The organism is Mesorhizobium sp. B2-3-6 (assembly GCF_006442305.1).
GTDB lineage: Bacteria > Pseudomonadota > Alphaproteobacteria > Rhizobiales > Rhizobiaceae > Mesorhizobium.
Genome location: NZ_VFVW01000002.1, coordinates 685633 through 702203 on the forward strand (window position 1 = coordinate 685633; position 16571 = coordinate 702203).

The window sequence follows — 16571 nt, forward strand, 5'->3', positions numbered from 1 at the left end:
CCGTTCATTCACCGCTCGCATACAGCCAACGTGCGACAAGAGCGTCGGTGTCGGCACCGAAATCCGCGCGCGCGCCTTCGGAAAAAACCGTGCCGTTCTTGACCACATAGACGTAGTCGGTGATGGCAAGCGCGGCGCGAATATCCTGGTCGACCAGCAGCACGGCCTTGCCGAGTTCGCGGGCAAGATCGCGGACGATGTCGTAGATCGTCTCGCTGGTCTGCGGATCGACGCCGGCGGTCGGTTCGTCGATCAGGTAGACCGACGGATCGGCCATCAGGCTGCGTGCGATCTCGACCTGTCGCTGCTGGCCTCCCGAGAGCTGGCCGGCAGGCTGCGTGCGTTTCTCCCGAACGACGGGAAACCGCTCATAGACATGTTCCAGTTTCTCGGTCAGCACCGTCTTCTTCGGCCTGGCATGCCAGAGACCGAGTTTCAGGTTCGATTCGACCGAGAGATGAGGAAAGAGGCTCGGCCGCTGCGGCAGGTAGGCCAGGCCAAGGCCCAGCATCCGGAAGGGCGGGTTTCCGGTGATGTCCACGTCTCGCAGAAGCACCCGGCCAGCACTCGGTTTCAGAAAGCCGAACAACGCCTTGAGAAGCGTCGACTTGCCCGTGCCGTTCGGGCCGACCACACAGGAAATGCTGCCAGACCAGGCTCTGACCGAAACGTCGCGCAATATGTCGATGTCGCGCGTATAGCCGGCGACAAGGTTCTCGCAGGCGATCAGCGGCGGGGTCGATGGCAGGGAAGCGGTTTCCATCATCGTGCTTCCCGATGCGTTGCGCGGGATCCCGTATAGGCGTGCACGACCTCGGGATTGCGCAGCACCTCGGCGACCGCGCCGTCGGCGATCTTGCGCCCTCGCGCCATCACCATGACGCGCGTTACGACCGACTGGATAGCCTCGAGGTTGTGATCGACAACGACGATGGTGTGACCGTCGCGATTGAGGCTCCTTATGTGCTCGATGATCTCCTCCAGCAGGCGCGGGTGGACGCCGGCGAAGGGCTCGTCCAGAAGCAGCAATCTCGGTTTGAGCATCAGCGCCCGGCCGAGTTCCAGCAGCTTCTGCTGGCCGCCGGAAAGCGCTCTTGCATAACTGTCGGCGAGATGGTCGAGCCTCAGGAAAGCAAGGACCCCACGGGCGCGCTCCTCTGCCGCGGCGCGCCGCTCAGCCGGGTCGGAAAGTGCCGGCACGATCAGGTTTTCCAGCACGGTCATGCGGCGGAACAGGCGGGGAACCTGAAAAGTACGGGCAACACCGCGGCGCGCGAAAAGATTAGCCGGCGAGCGCGCCATGTCGATGCCCTCGACGAGGATGGCACCGCCGTCGGGTTTGAGCGCGCCCGTCACCATGTTGATGGTGGTCGTCTTTCCCGAGCCGTTGGGACCGATCAACCCGACAATTTCGCCGCGGGCCAGGGCAAAGGATAAGCCTTCGACGGCATGGATGCCGCCGAAATGCTTGGCAAGACCACTGACCGAGAAAAAAGCGGTGTCCTTCTCAACCGGCATGGGGTTCCTCGGTGGTAGCAGTTGGAACAGGCGCTTGTTCCCGTGGCCGCGCGCGGAAGCGCGCCCAGTTTTCGACCATCGGATACAGGCCGTTCTGCGCGAAGCGTTGCACCAGGATAAGCGCCAGACCCATCAGCACGAAACGCCATTCGCCGTAGGACCGCAGCGTCTCGGAAAGCAGGAAGACGACGACTGCGCCGACCACGGCGCCGGGCAGGCTTTCGATGCCGCCGATCACCGCCATCGCGATGACCAGACCCATCTCCGGCAGGATAGCCATGTTGGGCGTCAGGATGCCGATGAAATGGCCGTAATAAATGCCGGCTATCGCCGCGATCACGCTGGTTACCACGAAGACGAGGATCTTGTAGCGCGTGGTATCCACCCCGCTGGCGCGCGCGGCGCCCTCGTCTTCCCGGATGGCACGTAGAAAAAGACCGACGCGGGTCGCCAACAAGGCATTCATTCCCAATACCGCCAGGACGACGAGCGCAAGGCCGAGATAGTAATAAGGCAGGTCCGATCGACCGGAAAAGAGGCCGGGCACCGGCAAGCCCAGCATGCCGCGTGTGATGTCTTCCTCCGCGACCAGCACGAGGCGGAAGATTTCCGAAATGGCAAGCGTGAAGAGGGCCAGATAAGGCCCGGAAAGCCTCAGGACGAGCGCGCCGATCAGGGCGCCCGCCACAATGGCAAGAGCGATGGCGGCAAGAATGGCAAGCGGCAGGGGCATGCCGATCTGGCCAACGAACAAGGCCGAGGCATATCCGCCCAGCGCGGCAAAAGCCACATGGGCGAAGGAGAACTGACCCGCGAAACCGGCAAGCAGCGCCCAACTCGCGGCAAGCAGTGCATAGTACCAGGCGATGGCGCCGACGTGGGTCCAGTATGGTCCGACGCCGAGCGGCACCAGCAACGCCACCACGAGCAGAATCGCCTGGGCCGATTGCGAGAATGTTGGACGGACCATTGCCGTGATCCTATTCCAGCCGCAGATGCGAGCGGCCGAACAGGCCGGTCGGCCTGAAGAGCAATGCAATGACGAGCAGCAGCGCTCCGAACGCCTGCGTATAGGCAAGCGCGCGATTGGGGTCCGGCAGATAGCCGACACCCAGCCCTTGCACCAGGCCGAGCAGGATGCCGCCGGTAATGCTTCCGCCGACGGAACCCATGCCGCCGAGCACGATGATGATGAAGGCCTGCACGGCCGGCAACTCACCCATCGACGGCGACAGGGCGAAGATCGGCGCGATCAACGCCCCTGCCCCGCCGGCAAGCGCCGAGCCGATGCCGAAGGCGATGGTGTACATGCGGCGTGGATCGATACCGATGACCGCGGCGGACTCGCGGCTCTGGCTCACCGCATCGAGTGCCTGGCCAAGCGAGGTGCGCTTCAGGAAAAGCGTCAGACCGACAAGCAGGACGACGGCAGCGACCGCAGCGATCAGCCGGTCGTAAGGCAGGATCAACGGACCGAGGATCAGCGCTCCCGTCATGAAGGACGGCGGCGCCTTGGCGAAGGGGCCGAAGACGACAAGGCCGAGATTGGTGATCAGAATGGTGAGGCCGAAGGTGACGATAATGGCGTATTCGTCCTTGCGCTCGACCTTGTCGGTATACATCGGCGCTATGACGAGCCTCTCGAAGAGCACGCCGAAGATGAACAGGGCCACCATCGCGCCGGCGACACCGACAAGCGGCGGCGCATGGAACCAGGCGATGATGTAGTAGGACGCATAGCCGCCCAGCATATAGAGCGATCCATGGCCGAAATTGACGACCTTCAACACCGAGAAGACCAAAGTGAGCCCCGCCGCCGTCAGCGCGAAAATGAGGCCGATGACCAGGCCGTTGACGGCCAGGAGGAGGAAATAGCTCATGGGTTCACATCACCTTGTTGTCGGCCGCCTGTCCAGCGAAGCGGCCGCCGGCGGCCATGGAGCCGCCGGCGTGCCGTTCATTTGCCGGGCATGACCTTGTCGGTGGTGGCCCACTTCTTCGGATAGACGATCGCAGCATCCTCCGGCGCCTGGTTCACGGCCGTGTATTGGATGATCGTGAACGGCACGTCGACGAACTGATGGAAAGCCCAGTCGGGAGATTTGGTGGTCGGGAAGGTGTAGGTGGCGTTCACCCCTTCATATTTGATCTCTTCCAGTGCCTTCACGATCGCCGCGCGGTCAGCCGAGCCTGCCTTCTTGATCGCTTCGACGACGACACCGAACGTGTCATAGGCCTCCATGGCCACGCCGGTCGGTGCCCTATTGTAGCGTTCGGTGAACGCCTTCACGAATGCTTTGGCCTTGTCGTTCCATTGCGACTTGGGCTGCGCGACGTTGACGATGAGAAGATTGTTGGCGCATTCGCCGTCGACTTCCCACACTTCCTTCTGCAGCAGACCCGAGGAGCCGATGAGGGCCGTTTCGGCAGTCGGTGCGAGGCCGAGCTGGCAGGCCTGCTTGACGAGTTGATACTGCGCCTGTCCGGCGATCACCATCTGGATCGCATCGGGCCTCGGGCTCTGATTCATCAGCCGCAGCAGCGCGGGCGTGAAATCCTGCTGATTGAGGTCGATCGTCGCCAGCGTATAGGGGACGTTCTTGGCCTTCAGCTCATCGGCGATGACCTTGGCCCCGCCCTGGCCGAAGTCCGTGTTTTCGGCGATGATGGCGATGTTCTTGAAACCTTGCTCGACCGTCCAGTCGGCTGCCTTAACGTAAACGAGCGAGTTGGCCGGAGCGAGACGATAGACTTCCGGATACTGCTTGGCCGTGATGGCATCCGCCCATACGTCTGTACCGACCCAGGCGACGCCGTATTTGTGCGCCTCCTCGATTTCTGCGAGGGCGACCGAAGAATGGAATTCGCCGAAGATCGCGGCGACGTTGTCCTTGGTGATGAGTCGAACCGCTGCCGCGCTGCCGTCGGCCGGCTGCCCTTTGGTGTCCTCGTAACTCACCTTCAGCTGACGGCCGAGCACGCCGCCGGCCTTGTTGACCTCGTCAACACCGAGCTGCACCGCCCATTGCATTTCCTGGCCGCCGGAATAGTTGCCGGGCGGCGACAGCGGCCCCACCCAGCCTAGCGCGATTGGATCCTCGGCCAGAGCCGGTGCGGCTGCGAACGGCAAGGAAGCCAGCGCGAGTGCCGCCAGCGCTCCCAAATGACTGGATATGGTCTGTTTCATGCGAATTTCCCCTGTTCTTGTTTTCTGATTGAATGAAACACTACGCTCATTTCTGGCAGATTGAAATATTCATTGCAGCTCGTCAACGGCCGGCGTAAATTCGCGCCATGTTGGAACCCGCCTTCCGCTCGCGCCTGCTCGAGAGTTTCGAGACGATGCCGCGCCAGCTTCGCGCGGCGGCGCAATGGGTGCTCGACAATCCGCGTGACGTTGCCCTCCTGTCGATGCGCGTCCAGGCGCAGCGCGCCGGGGTGACCCCGGCATCGATGACGCGGCTTGCCCAGCGCATGGGCTTCGACGGCTACGATAGCCTGCGCGACCTCTACGCCGAGCAACTTCGCCGCGGCGACAAGGAGTTCTTGGGCAAGGCCGAAGCATTGATGGCGCGGCGCAAGCGCGGAGGAGACGGCGCGCTGGCCTTCGAGCTGGCCGAAACGCTCGAGCGCCATATGGCGAAGCTTTGCGATCCGGCGACGCTGGAGGCGGTGACCCGGGCAGCCTCGGTGCTGGCAGGCGCCAAGCGCATCTATGCGCTGGGCTATCGGTCGAGCTACCCCGTCGCCTGCCATTTCGCCTACGTCTATGGCCTCGCCGGCGGCGCGGTGCGTCTGCTTGACGGCGTCGGCGGAACCGGACCTGATCCTTTGTGGGAAGCGGGAGCGGGCGACGTGCTTTTGGCGATCAGCGTCAAGCCCTATACGCGCGCCGCCGTCGAACTCGTCGATTATGCACGCAGCCGCGCGCTCGAAATCGTGGCGATTACCGACAGCGTGGTCTCGCCGCTCGTCAACCGGGCGGGCGCCGTCATCATCGTGCCGACCGAGAGCCCGTCCTTTTTCCACACGATGGCACCGGCCTTTGCCATCGCCGAAACGCTGGCCGCGATCCTGGCGGCCGCCGCCGGCGATCGCGCGCTGGCCGCCATGCGCGACGTCGAACGTCAGTTCGACACCCTTTCCACCCATATCTACGAAACCAGGCAACGGTCATGACGCATATCCTCCATCGCCAGATCCACCACGATTATCCCGTTGCCGTCGGCGGCGATGGCGTCACCGTCATCGACAGCAAGGGACGCCGCTATATCGACGCCTCGGGCGGCGCGGCCGTCTCATGCCTTGGCCATCAGCATCCGGCTGTTCTTGCCGCGATGCATGCCGAACTCGACCGGCTCGCCTATGCGCATAGCAGTTTCTTCACCACCCGGCCGGCGGAGGAACTGGCGGACGAACTTGCCGCTCACGCGCCGGGCGATCTTCATCACGTCTATTTCGTCTCCGGCGGATCGGAAGGCATCGAGACCGCCCTGAAGATGGCGCGGCAATATTTCGTCGAGCGCGGCGAGCCGCAGCGCCGCCGCTTCGTGGCCCGTCAGCAGAGCTATCACGGCAATACGCTGGGCGCGCTTTCGGTGGGAGGCAACGCCTGGCGCAAGGCGCCGTTCGAGCCCATGCTGATCGAAAACCATCATATCGAACCATGCTATGCCTATCGGCATCAGCGGCCGGATGAAGGCAGCGAGGCCTACGGCCTGCGGGCCGCCGATGCGCTTGAAACGAAGCTGCAGGAACTCGGGCCGGAAACGGTCATTGCTTTTGTCGCAGAGACCGTGGTTGGAGCGACTCTCGGCGCCGTGCCACCCGCACCCGGTTATTTCAGGCGCATCCGCGAGATTTGCGATCGCCACGGCGTGCTGCTCATCCTCGACGAAGTCATGTGCGGCATGGGTCGCACCGGAACACTGCATGCCTGCGAGCAGGAGGGCGTCGCTCCCGACATCATGGTGGTCGCCAAAGGACTCGGCGGCGGCTACGCCCCGCTCGGCGCGGTGCTGGCGTCCGAGCGGATATTCGATGCCTTTTCGCAAGGCAGCGACTTCCAGCACGGTCACACCTATATCGGCCATCCGCTCGCCTGTGGGGCCGGCCTCGCCGTCCAGCGGGTTATCGAGCGTGATGGTCTGCTTGCCAATGTCGCGGCGCGAGGCACCACGCTCGAACGGCGGCTGCGTGAGCGCTTCGGCAACCATCACCATGTCGGGGACATTCGCGGGCGCGGCCTTTTCCAGGGCATCGAGCTCGTCGCGGATCGCTCGGCCAAGGCCCCGTTCGATCCACGCCTGAAGGTCCATGCCCGGATAAAATCTGAAGCGATGCAACGGGGGTTGATGGTTTATCCGATGGGCGGCACCGTCGATGGGCGGGCTGGCGATCACGTCCTGCTTGCACCGCCATTCATCGTCGACGACGGCACGGTCGATATTATCGTCGACCGTTTGGGCGACGCCGTCGATGCCGCGATCGGCAGCATTGCGATCTAGCGCATGAGACGCTCACCGACCGGACTCTGGTCCAATCGGCATCAGCCCCGACCTGGCCTCACAGTGCCGCGCCAGACCATCGGCGCGTGGCAGGTCAGGCGACTGCCGGCGCCTGCTTCCTCGCGCGAACCGGCGGCCAGTCGCACGGCGTGCGTGGCGATCTCCTCAATCGGCGGCGCAAAGGTCGTCAGCCGGTAGGAAGCCCAGTCAGCCTGCTCGATGTCGTCGAAGCCGGCGACGCAGAGATCGCGCGGGACGTCGACGCCGAACTCGTGGCGCGCCGCGTCCAGAAAACCGCAGGCGATCAGGTCGGTCACGCAGAATGCCGCATCCGGTCGCTGCCGGCCCGAAAGCAGGCGCCTTGCGCCTTCTGCCCCGGTCGCATAACCCGTGCGGCCCTCGCGCCACTGGATCACCTCCAGTCCTTCCTTGCGCGCTGCGGCAAGAAAGGCCGTCTCGCGCGCCACCAGACTGGGCGTGCCGGCTGCCGACGTCACCAGGGCAGGCCTGGTGCAACCGGCACGAAGAAAGGCGTGAAGTGCCGCCTCGGCGGCGGCGGCGTTGTCCACGCCGATGTTATGCGGTCCGTCGAACCGGTCGTCGCGATTGATCAGGATCAGGCGCTGCCCGTTCTCGAGGCAGGTTCGGATCAGCTCCTGCGGCGGCGTGCCGGACAGCACGATCGTCGCATCGGCACGGTAGTTCAGCGTGTTGCGCAGCGCCTGGTCGACATGGTGGCTGGGGCCCGACGTGTTGAATACCATGGCCACTTTGCCGGCATCCCTCAAATGCTGTGTCAGCGCCCGCAGGATACGAGCCTGATAGGGCGTGTCGCCATCGGCGACGACAAGGCAGACGATGCCCGTCGATGCCCGCATCAGGCCGCGCGCCAGATGGTTGACGTGATAGCCGAGCTGCTCGGCCGCCAGCAGCACCCGCTCCCGGGTTTCTTCCGAAACGCTGGCGCCGGGCGTAAAGGTGCGCGACACGGCCGAGCGCGAAACGCCGGCAAGCTCCGCGACCTGCTGGGCACTGGAAAAGCCAATACGGCCTCTTGGCGTCGTCATGCACACTCCCACTGGCGTTCGCCGATTCGTTGCACGCACGTGCAGCATAGCGCAAGCCAGTCACAGGTGTCACCGCCGGCCTTGACACACATGCGTAAATGAAACAGCTTTGCACAGCCGTGCATGAAGCCGGCGCCGGAGGCTACCTTGTCCATTTCTTCGCGGACCGCATCGAAGCTGCCATCGCCTGGACGGACAGCATGAACAGCGTGGCGGTGCGGCCGAAACCGAGCCGGATGTCCGAAGCCGAACTCGACAGGCGCGCCGATGTTTGCCGGCAACTGCTCTTGTCATCGGGAAACATGGCGATGCAGGGCTACAGCCAAATCGACGCCGCGCAGCCTGTGGAGATGAAGGGCCCGCAGGATTTCCTGACCGAGACCGACGGGAAGGTCGAGCATCACATCCGCACGACGTTGGCCGCGGCCTTTCCCGAGGACGGGTTTTTGGGCGAGGAAACCGGTGGCAGCGGCGGCTCTGATCGCATGTGGGTCGTCGACCCGATCGACGGTACGGCGAATTTCATGCGCGGCATTCCGCATTTCTGCGTTTCGATCGCCTTCGTCCAGGACGGCCGCAGCGAGATCGGCGGCATCGCCAATCCGGCCATCGGGGAGGTCTATTTTGCCCGCCGCGGGCACGGTGCGACGCGCAACGGCGCGGCGATCCATGTTTCGCGCACCCAGGCCTTCGACCGCGCCTCCGTGGAGTTCGGCTGGTCGCCGCGGATTCCCAACCGCGACTATCTGGACAAGGTGGCCCTGGTCTGGTCGCTGGGCGCCAATGTGCGCCGCTCCGGTTCGGGGGCGCTCGGCCTTGCCTATGTGGCCGACGGCCGCTCGGATGCCTATGCCGAGCTTCATATCAATGCATGGGACTGCCTGGCCGGATTGCTGCTGGTCGAGGAAGCCGGCGGGCGCGTCAACCGCTTTCTCGACGGCGACGGCATGGCGAAGGGCAATCCGGTGCTTGCTGCGGCGCCGGGTGTGGCGGCGAGATTGTCCCAGGTGATCGGAGTGCCGCTCGACGACGAATAACCAATTCCAGAGAGCATGAAAGGGAGGAATTATCGATGAAAGGTCCATTTGATCGCAGGCAAGGCAGGACGTGGCTTGGCCTTGCGGTGCTGGCCATTTTCGGTCTGGCCGGCGGCGCCCATGCGGCGGATCGCAACCTCGTGATGTATTGCGGCGTCGACGAAGCCTGGTGCCGGGCCATGGCCACGACCTACCAGAAGGAAACCGGCGTCAGCGTCGACATGACCCGCATGAGCGCCGGCGAGATCTATGCGCGCCTGCGGGCCGAGAAGGACAATCCGCAAGCCGACATCTGGTGGGGCGGCACCGGCGACCCGCATCTTCAGGCGGCGGAAGAAGGTCTCACCCAGGAATACAAGTCGCCGCAGCTGGCGAACCTGCGCGACTGGGCTTTGAGGCAGGCTGAACGCGCCAAGAACCGCACCGTCGGCATCTATCTCGGCGCGCTTGGCTACGGCTACAACGAGGAAGACCTGAAACAGCGCGGCCTGACGGCGCCGGCCTGCTGGGCGGATCTGGTCAAGCCCGATTTCCAGGGCGAGATCGAGATGGCCGACCCCAATTCCTCGGGTACCGCCTGGACGATGCTGGCGACAATCGTGCAACTGATGGGCGAGGACAAGGCTTTCGACTATCTCAAGCAGCTCAACAAGAACATCGCCGAATACACCAAGGCGGGCGCCGCACCCGCGCTCGCCGTGGGCAAGGGCGAGACGCTGGTCGGCATTTCCTTCCAGCACGACGTCATCAACGCCGCCAAGCAGAACCCGGCCGTCAAGGTGGTCTCGCCCTGTGAAGGCACCGGTTTCGAGATCGGGTCGATGAGCATTGTTGCCGGGGCCAAGCACATCGACGAGGCGCGGAAATTCTACGACTGGGCGCTGACGCCAGACGCGCAGAAACTGGCGGCTCCGAACGGCAGCTACCAGATCCCGTCGAACACCGGCACCCCGGTGCCGCCCGAGGCGCCGGACCTCAGCAAGATCAAGCTGATCGACTACGACTTCGCCAAATACGGATCGTCAGCGGAGCGCAAGCGGCTGTTGAAGAAGTTCACCGATGAGGTCCGCAACGGCGGCTGATCTGGTCCGTACGGCCGATCCGCCGGCTGCCTGCGGGGCAGCCGGCGCAACCCCGACCATACCGAAGGAAGATGTCGAATGGCACGGGCTTCGCCCTATCCCATGGCCAATGACCTCCCGGGGCGCAGTGCCGCCGGATGGCTGGCGCTGGCATGGGCGAGCTTCATTGTGCTGCCATGGTACAAAGTCGAAGGCGGCTTGCTTTCCTTTGACTGGCTGGCGCGTCCGGCGGAGGCGGCACCAGCCATCCTGCTGTCGCTGAACGGCCGGCTGTGGCTGCTTCCCTTAATCCTGCCACTTCTTCTGGCAAGCTGGCTCGTCGCGCGCCGGAACCTCCCCGCCCTGGCGGTGGCGGGCGCAGCCGGCCTCGCCTGGCTAGCGGTCGAGGGTTTTTCCATCATCCATTCGGGTTGGGGATTTGCCTGGCTCGGGCATCTCGCCAGTACGCCGGGACCGGTGCAGCCGGGGCTCGGCTGGGGTGCGGTGCTGTACGCGCTGGCGATGCTGATGTTCATCGCCGAGGCGCTGGCCGCGCGTGGCTGGTGCAAGGGCGACCGTTTTGTCGTCGGCTCGCTGCTGATCGTGATCGCTTCGCTGATCCTGTTCGTGGCTTATCCGCTGTTGTCGATCCTCGCTTCCGCCATCGAGGACAATGACGGCAATATCGTGCCGGCTCTGTTTGCCGAAAAGCTGTTCAGTGCCAACATCTGGAGCCTGCGCTGCCTCTACGGCGACGGTTCCTGCGGCGTGGCGTGGAATACGGTGGCGATCGCGGTGCTGGTCGGATTCTTCTGCACGGCGCTAGGCCTGGCGCTGGCGCTGATTGCGTTGCGCACCAGGCTGCCTGCCAAATGGCTGCTGCGCGGCCTCTCCATCCTGCCGATCATCACGCCCCCTTTCGTCATCGGCCTGGCGCTGATCCTGTTGTTCGGCCGGGCCGGCATCGTCACCAATCTTTTGTCCGAACATCTCGGTATTCCGCGCAGCCGCTGGATCTACGGCATGGCCGGCATCACCATCGCGCAAGTGCTGGCCTTCACGCCGATCGCTTTCCTGGTCCTGGCCGGCGTGCTGCAGGGCGTCAGCCCGAGCATGGAGGAGGCCTCGCAGACCTTGCGCGCCAGCCGTTGGCGCACTTTCAGCACAATCACCTGGCCGCTGATCCGCCCGGGGCTGGCCAGCGCCTTCCTGATCTCGTTCATCGAGAGCATGGCCGACTTTGCCAACCCGCTGGTGCTGGGCGGCAACTTCAACGTGCTGTCGACGGACATCTTCTTTGCGGTGGTGGGCGCTGCGCATGATCAAGGCCGTGCGGCGGTGCTGGCGATCGTGCTTCTGGGATTCACGCTCGCCGCTTTCGTCATCCAGCGCCGCTGGATCGGCAGCCGCAGCTACGTCACCGTCGCGGGCAAGGGCGATGGCGGTGTGCCGGCCACGCTGCCCAAGGGCTTGCGCATCGGCTGCTACGCCGCCGTCGTTCCCTGGCTGCTTCTGACCGTCGTGGTCTATGGCATCATCCTGGGCGGCGGCTTCGTGCAATCGATCGGCCGCGACAACACGCCGACGCTCGAATATTTCCTCACCGCTTTCTCCGTCGAGAAAGGCGTCAATGGCTGGTTCCTGAGCGGGTCGGCCTGGCCGTCGCTGCTGATGACCATCGGCCTTGCGCTGGTGGCGATGCCGTTCACCGCCGCGCTCGGCATCCTGACCGCCTATCTGCTCGACCGGCAGCATTTCGCCGGGCGCACGATGTTCGAATTCCTCGCCATGATGAGCTTTGCCATTCCCGGCACGGTCGTCGGCGTCAGCTATATCCTCGCCTTCAACGTGCCGCCGGTGCAACTGACCGGCACCGGACTGATCATCGTCATCTCGTTCATCTTCCGCAACATGCCGGTTGCGATCCGTGCGGGCCTCGCCAATCTTGGGCAGATCGACAAGAGCCTGGACGAGGCATCGCTGACACTGGGGGCGCGTTCCTTCGCCACCTTGCGGCGGGTGATCCTGCCGATCCTGAAGCCGGCTATCGTGACCGCGATGATCTACAGTTTCGTGCGTGCGGTCACAGCGGTCAGCGCCGTCATCTTCCTGGCGACCGGCCGCTTCAATCTCGCCACCGTCTATATTGTCGGGCGAGCCGATGTCGGCGAATACGGGATCGCCATCGTCTATTCGGCGGTGCTGATCGTCGTCATGATGATCATTCTGATCGGCATCCAGCTGCTGGTCGGGGAACGCCGGCTCGGCCGGCGCCGGGCCGAAGCGCAAGCCGTCGTGGCACCAATCTGATCGGGAGATGCGTATGGATCAAACGGCGAAGAACGCTGCCCCCGGCGTGGTCGACAGACCGGCAGTGCGCTTCGAGGGCGTCACCAAGAAATACGGCGCCGTCACTGCCGTCGACAATGTCAGCTTCGACATCGCACCGGCCAGCCTGGTGACGCTGCTTGGACCCTCCGGCTGCGGCAAGACGACGACGCTCAGGCTGATTGCCGGGCTGGAGCACGCAAGCCACGGGCGCATCGTAATCGACGGCAAGGACGTCACCTTGCTGTCAGCCGCAGAGCGCGACGTCAGCATGGTCTTCCAGTCCTATGCGCTGTTCCCGCACATGAACGTCATGGAAAATGTCGGCTACGGCCTGCGGGCGACGGGGCTCGGCAAGGTTGAGGCCGCAGGGCGCGCCGCCGAGAAGCTGGCACAGGTCGGCCTGTCCGGCTACGAGAAGCGCCAGCCGAGCGAACTTTCGGGCGGCCAGCAGCAGCGCGTGGCCGTGGCGCGCGCCATCGTGCTGGAGCCGAAGGTGCTTTTGTTCGACGAGCCGCTGTCCAATCTCGATGCCAAGCTGCGCCGGCGCGTGCGCGATGAGATCCGCGGTCTTCAGCAGGACCTCGCGCTGACCGTGGTCTATGTGACGCATGACCAGGAGGAGGCGCTGGCCGTGTCCGATCGCATCATCGTCATGAACGCTGCCCGCGTCGCCCAGGACGGAACCCCGCGCGACCTCTACAACGAACCCAGGAACTCTTTCATCGCCGATTTTATGGGCGACGCCAACCTGCTCGATGTCGAGGTTCTCGCCAGCAATGGGACGAATGCCGAGGTAAAGGTCGGGCCGCTGCGGCTCGACATGCGGCATCGCGGCATCGCGGCGGGGCCGGCGGTGCTGGCCGTCCGGCCGAATGCCGTGCGCCTCGTCGCCGGCCAGCCGGCAGCCGGCGGGATGAGAGGGCGCGTGGTCAAGAGTTCTTATCTCGGCGACCACATGGAATACCGCGTCGCGATAAACGATCCGGCGGTCGAGCTGTTTGCGACGTCGCCGGTCGTCACACCCGCCCTGCCGGAAGGCAGCGTCGTCGCGGTCGATTTCGATCCGGCAAAGATCGTGCTGATAGCGCGCGACAAGTCCTAGCCAGCAGCGGACACCGCTACCGGTGCGCCTGATACGAAAATAGTGGTTCTCGACGTTCCATGTCGATGTTACGAATCTCTGTGCATTCCGAATGTGCGCTTGTGACCATGTGTCCGGGCACTTTGGAACTGTGGCGAGCACAGGACGTATTCTTCACGCGGGACCAGACGGTACACTCGAAGCCGTCACAGGGCCGCAATGGGCGTTTTCGACAGTGGCCACAAGGGAGGAAATACCAGTGAAAGCATCCTATCTCATCTCAGCCGCGCTGCTTGTGGGTACCGCGATGCCAGCGGCGGCAGCCGAAATTTCCGACGGCAAGGTCAAGATCGGCATCCTCAACGACCAGTCGGGTGTCTATGCCGATTTCGGCGGCAAATGGTCCGTCGAGGCGGCCAAGATGGCTGTCGAGGATTTCGGCGGCAAGGTCCAGAATGCGCCTATCGAGGTCATCAGCGCCGACCACCAGAACAAGCCGGACATCGCCTCCAACATAGCGCGCCAGTGGTACGACACCGAGCAGGTCGATGCCATAATGGAACTGACCACCTCCTCGGTGGCGCTCGCCGTGCAGGGACTTTCCAAGGAAAAGAAGAAGATCGACATCGTCACCGGCGCGGCTGCGACCGACCTGACCGGTAAGCAGTGCTCGCCCTATGGTTTCCATTGGGCCTACGACACCCATTCCCAGGCCGTCGGCACAGGCGGTGCCCTGGTGCAGCAAGGCGGCGACAGCTGGTATTTCATCACCGTCGACTACGCCTTCGGCTATTCGCTCGAGGAGCAGACCGCCAAGCTCGTCAAGGATCGCGGCGGCAAGGTGCTTGGTGAAGTGCGCTATCCGCTCGGCTCGACCGACTACTCATCCTTCCTGCTGCAGGCGCAATCCTCCGGCGCCAAAATCGTTGGCCTTGCCAATGCCGGTCTCGACACTTCCAACTCGATCAAGCAGGCGGCCGAATTCGGCATCGTCGCTGGCGGCCAGCGGCTCGCGGCACTTCTGTTCACGCTGGCCGAAGTGCATGGCCTTGGCTTGCAGGCGGCCCAGGGCGTCGTGCTGACCGAAGGCTTTTACTGGGATCGCGACGACAAGAGCCGCGAGTTCGCCAACCGCTTCTTCAAACGCACCGGCAGGATGCCGAACATGATCCAGGCCGGGACGTATTCGGCGGTGTCGCAGTATCTCAAGGCCATCGACAAGGCCGGCACCGACGAAACCGAAGCGGTGGCCAAGGAAATGCATTCGATGCCGGTCAATGACGTCTTTACCGCCAACGGCAAGGTGCAGGCCGACGGCTCCATGGTGCACGACATGTACCTCTATCAGGTCAAGAAGCCCGAGGAGAGCAAGAAGGATTGGGACTACTACACCTATCTTGCAACCATTCCGGGCGACCAGGCCTTCATGAAGGCCACGGATAGCGGCTGCCCGCTCGTCAGCAAGTGACGACGGCAACCGCCGCGGCCGTCAGGCCTGACGGCGATGGAGCCGTGCCGCGGGTGGTGCTTTCCGCCCGCGGCCTCAGGCGCGACTTCGCCGGGTTCGTTGCGGTGAAGGATGTCGATCTCGACGTTCATCACGGCAGGATTCACGCCTTGATCGGACCCAACGGCGCCGGCAAGACCACGATCTTCAATCTTTTGACCAAGTTCCTGCAGCCGACCAGCGGCACGATTGAACTGCTCGGCACCGACATAACCCGGACACCGCCGGCCAAGGTGGCGCGGATGGGCCTCGTGCGCTCGTTCCAGATATCGGCGATCTTTCCGCATCTGAGCGTGCTCGACAATGTGCGCGTCGCGCTGCAGCGGCCAGGCGGGCTGGGTTTCCAGTTCTGGCGCCCGCTTTCGGCGCTCGACCAACTGACGCCGCGGGCGCGCGAGCTTCTCGGCACGGTCGGCCTCGACGACGCGGCGCACCGGCTCGCCGGCGATCTCTCCTATGGCCGCAAGCGCGTGCTCGAGATCGCCACCACGCTGGCGCTCGATCCAAAGGTGCTGCTGCTCGACGAGCCGATGGCCGGCATGGGGCACGAGGATGTCAGCATGATCTCCGGGATCATCCGCGCCTTGGCCCGCGATCGGGCCGTGCTCATGGTGGAGCACAATCTGACCGTCGTTGCCGATCTTTGCGACTGGATCACCGTGATGCAGCGCGGCAAGGTGCTCGCCGCGGGCGACTATCCGACGGTCAGCCAGGATGAACGCGTCCGGATAGCCTATATGGGAACCGAGCATGAGTGAGCCGCTGCTTGCCGTGCGCGATCTCCATGCCTGGTACGGCGAGGGCCACGCGCTGCACGGCGTCGACCTCGATGTGTTCCGCGGCGAAACTGTGACGCTGCTTGGCCGCAACGGCGTCGGCAAGACCACGACGCTGCGCGCCATCATGGGGCTGATCCGCAAGCGCACCGGCAGTGTCGTCTTCAACAGCAACGACTTGATCGGCCTGCCCTTGCACCGTGTCGCCCACCAAGGCATCGGTTTCGTTCCCGAGGAGCGCGGCATTTTCGCCACGCTGACAGTCGACGAGAACCTGATCCTGCCGCCGGTGGTGGCCAAGGGCGGCATGAGCGTCGAGGAGATCTTCGAGCTCTTTCCCAACCTGAAGGAGCGCCGCAACAGCCCGGGCACCAGGCTATCCGGCGGCGAGCAGCAGATGCTGGCGATCGCCCGCATCCTGAGGACGGGTGTCCGGATGCTGCTCCTCGACGAGCCGACCGAAGGCCTGGCGCCGGTCATCGTCCAGCGCATCGGCGAATTGCTTGCGACGTTGAAAAAGCGCGGCATGACGATCCTGCTCGTGGAGCAGAATTTCCGTTTCGCCGCCCGCATTGCCGACCGCTTCTACCTGATGGAGCACGGCAAGGTGCTGAGCGGGTTTCCGGTCGGCGAACTGGCCGCCCACGACGCTCAACTTCACGAGGTGCTCGGAGTATGATCGCGCC

The 16571-nt window shown here is 64.1% G+C and carries 15 protein-coding genes; 9 read left to right on the forward strand and 6 right to left on the reverse strand.

Going from position 1 to position 16571, the window contains the following annotated elements; translation table 11 throughout:
- Positions 1 to 4 precede the first annotated feature (4 nt).
- The 5 genes from FJ953_RS08960 to FJ953_RS08980 all read right to left on the reverse strand — a co-directional run bounded on the left by FJ953_RS08960 (position 5) and on the right by FJ953_RS08980 (position 4705).
- Positions 5 to 763: an ABC transporter ATP-binding protein gene (locus tag FJ953_RS08960; RefSeq protein ID WP_181168460.1), complete on the reverse strand. Its 759-nt coding sequence runs from the start codon at positions 761 to 763 to the stop codon at positions 5 to 7.
- Positions 763 to 1518: an ATP-binding cassette domain-containing protein gene (locus FJ953_RS08965; RefSeq protein WP_140498393.1), complete on the reverse strand. Its 756-nt coding sequence runs from the start codon at positions 1516 to 1518 to the stop codon at positions 763 to 765. The genes FJ953_RS08960 and FJ953_RS08965 overlap by 1 nt, the downstream gene beginning before the upstream one ends.
- On the reverse strand, positions 1508 to 2488 hold the full coding sequence (locus tag FJ953_RS08970; RefSeq protein ID WP_140623994.1) for a branched-chain amino acid ABC transporter permease: 981 nt from the start codon (positions 2486 to 2488) through the stop codon (positions 1508 to 1510). The genes FJ953_RS08965 and FJ953_RS08970 overlap by 11 nt, the downstream gene beginning before the upstream one ends.
- A 10-nt stretch (positions 2489 to 2498) precedes the next feature.
- On the reverse strand, positions 2499 to 3398 hold the full coding sequence (locus FJ953_RS08975; RefSeq protein WP_140524813.1) for a branched-chain amino acid ABC transporter permease: 900 nt from the start codon (positions 3396 to 3398) through the stop codon (positions 2499 to 2501).
- A 77-nt stretch (positions 3399 to 3475) separates the two neighbouring features.
- A complete protein-coding gene (locus FJ953_RS08980) occupies positions 3476 to 4705 on the reverse strand; it encodes an ABC transporter substrate-binding protein (RefSeq protein ID WP_140498396.1) in 1230 nt (409 codons plus the stop codon).
- 107 nt (positions 4706 to 4812) lie between these two features.
- Here FJ953_RS08980 and FJ953_RS08985 point away from each other — a divergent pair, with 107 nt between their 5' ends.
- Together FJ953_RS08985 and FJ953_RS08990 are read left to right on the forward strand one after the other, a co-directional pair.
- Positions 4813 to 5697, forward strand: a complete 885-nt coding sequence (locus tag FJ953_RS08985) for a MurR/RpiR family transcriptional regulator (protein WP_140498397.1) — start codon at positions 4813 to 4815, stop codon at positions 5695 to 5697.
- A complete protein-coding gene (locus FJ953_RS08990; protein WP_140498398.1) occupies positions 5694 to 7025 on the forward strand; it encodes an aspartate aminotransferase family protein in 1332 nt (443 codons plus the stop codon). Before FJ953_RS08985 ends, FJ953_RS08990 begins: the two co-directional genes overlap by 4 nt.
- A gap of 41 nt (positions 7026 to 7066) precedes the next feature.
- Here the strand turns inward: FJ953_RS08990 and FJ953_RS08995 are convergent, their stop codons facing one another.
- Complete coding sequence (locus FJ953_RS08995) at positions 7067 to 8092, reverse strand: substrate-binding domain-containing protein (protein ID WP_140498399.1); 1026 nt, start codon at positions 8090 to 8092, stop codon at positions 7067 to 7069.
- Between the two features lie 236 nt (positions 8093 to 8328).
- Between FJ953_RS08995 and FJ953_RS09000 the strand changes: the two genes are divergently transcribed.
- From FJ953_RS09000 to FJ953_RS09030, 7 genes are all read left to right on the forward strand, one after another.
- Positions 8329 to 9129: an inositol monophosphatase family protein gene (locus FJ953_RS09000; protein WP_181168461.1), complete on the forward strand. Its 801-nt coding sequence runs from the start codon at positions 8329 to 8331 to the stop codon at positions 9127 to 9129.
- A 35-nt stretch (positions 9130 to 9164) separates the two neighbouring features.
- Complete coding sequence (locus FJ953_RS09005; RefSeq protein WP_140498400.1) at positions 9165 to 10211, forward strand: ABC transporter substrate-binding protein; 1047 nt, start codon at positions 9165 to 9167, stop codon at positions 10209 to 10211.
- Positions 10212 to 10289: 78 nt separating this feature from the next.
- Positions 10290 to 12500, forward strand: a complete 2211-nt coding sequence (locus tag FJ953_RS09010) for an iron ABC transporter permease (RefSeq protein ID WP_224646887.1) — start codon at positions 10290 to 10292, stop codon at positions 12498 to 12500.
- Positions 12501 to 12513: 13 nt separating this feature from the next.
- Positions 12514 to 13623 carry an ABC transporter ATP-binding protein gene (locus tag FJ953_RS09015; protein ID WP_140498401.1) on the forward strand — a complete coding sequence of 370 codons (1110 nt, stop codon included), beginning with the start codon at positions 12514 to 12516 and terminating at the stop codon, positions 13621 to 13623.
- Between the two features lie 238 nt (positions 13624 to 13861).
- A complete protein-coding gene (locus FJ953_RS09020; RefSeq protein WP_140514995.1) occupies positions 13862 to 15070 on the forward strand; it encodes an ABC transporter substrate-binding protein in 1209 nt (402 codons plus the stop codon).
- Positions 15067 to 15867, forward strand: a complete 801-nt coding sequence (locus tag FJ953_RS09025) for an ABC transporter ATP-binding protein (RefSeq protein ID WP_181167435.1) — start codon at positions 15067 to 15069, stop codon at positions 15865 to 15867. The genes FJ953_RS09020 and FJ953_RS09025 overlap by 4 nt, the downstream gene beginning before the upstream one ends.
- Complete coding sequence (locus FJ953_RS09030; RefSeq protein WP_140498404.1) at positions 15860 to 16564, forward strand: ABC transporter ATP-binding protein; 705 nt, start codon at positions 15860 to 15862, stop codon at positions 16562 to 16564. The genes FJ953_RS09025 and FJ953_RS09030 overlap by 8 nt, the downstream gene beginning before the upstream one ends.
- Positions 16565 to 16571 lie beyond the last annotated feature (7 nt).

Bases quoted from the DNA above. Each gene is read 5' to 3' on its own strand.
- FJ953_RS08990 (WP_140498398.1), top strand. From the start codon at position 5,694: ATGACGCATATCCTCCATCGCCAGATCCACCACGATTATCCCGTTGCC.
- FJ953_RS09010 (WP_224646887.1), top strand. From the start codon at position 10,290: ATGGCACGGGCTTCGCCCTATCCCATGGCCAATGACCTCCCGGGGCGC.
- FJ953_RS09000 (WP_181168461.1), top strand. From the start codon at position 8,329: ATGTCCGAAGCCGAACTCGACAGGCGCGCCGATGTTTGCCGGCAACTG.
- FJ953_RS08980 (WP_140498396.1), bottom strand. From the start codon at position 4,705: ATGAAACAGACCATATCCAGTCATTTGGGAGCGCTGGCGGCACTCGCG.
- FJ953_RS08970 (WP_140623994.1), bottom strand. From the start codon at position 2,488: ATGGTCCGTCCAACATTCTCGCAATCGGCCCAGGCGATTCTGCTCGTG.
- FJ953_RS09005 (WP_140498400.1), top strand. From the start codon at position 9,165: ATGAAAGGTCCATTTGATCGCAGGCAAGGCAGGACGTGGCTTGGCCTT.
- FJ953_RS09015 (WP_140498401.1), top strand. From the start codon at position 12,514: ATGGATCAAACGGCGAAGAACGCTGCCCCCGGCGTGGTCGACAGACCG.
- FJ953_RS09030 (WP_140498404.1), top strand. From the start codon at position 15,860: ATGAGTGAGCCGCTGCTTGCCGTGCGCGATCTCCATGCCTGGTACGGC.
- FJ953_RS08995 (WP_140498399.1), bottom strand. From the start codon at position 8,092: ATGACGACGCCAAGAGGCCGTATTGGCTTTTCCAGTGCCCAGCAGGTC.
- FJ953_RS08975 (WP_140524813.1), bottom strand. From the start codon at position 3,398: ATGAGCTATTTCCTCCTCCTGGCCGTCAACGGCCTGGTCATCGGCCTC.
- FJ953_RS08965 (WP_140498393.1), bottom strand. From the start codon at position 1,518: ATGCCGGTTGAGAAGGACACCGCTTTTTTCTCGGTCAGTGGTCTTGCC.
- FJ953_RS08985 (WP_140498397.1), top strand. From the start codon at position 4,813: ATGTTGGAACCCGCCTTCCGCTCGCGCCTGCTCGAGAGTTTCGAGACG.
- FJ953_RS08960 (WP_181168460.1), bottom strand. From the start codon at position 763: ATGGAAACCGCTTCCCTGCCATCGACCCCGCCGCTGATCGCCTGCGAG.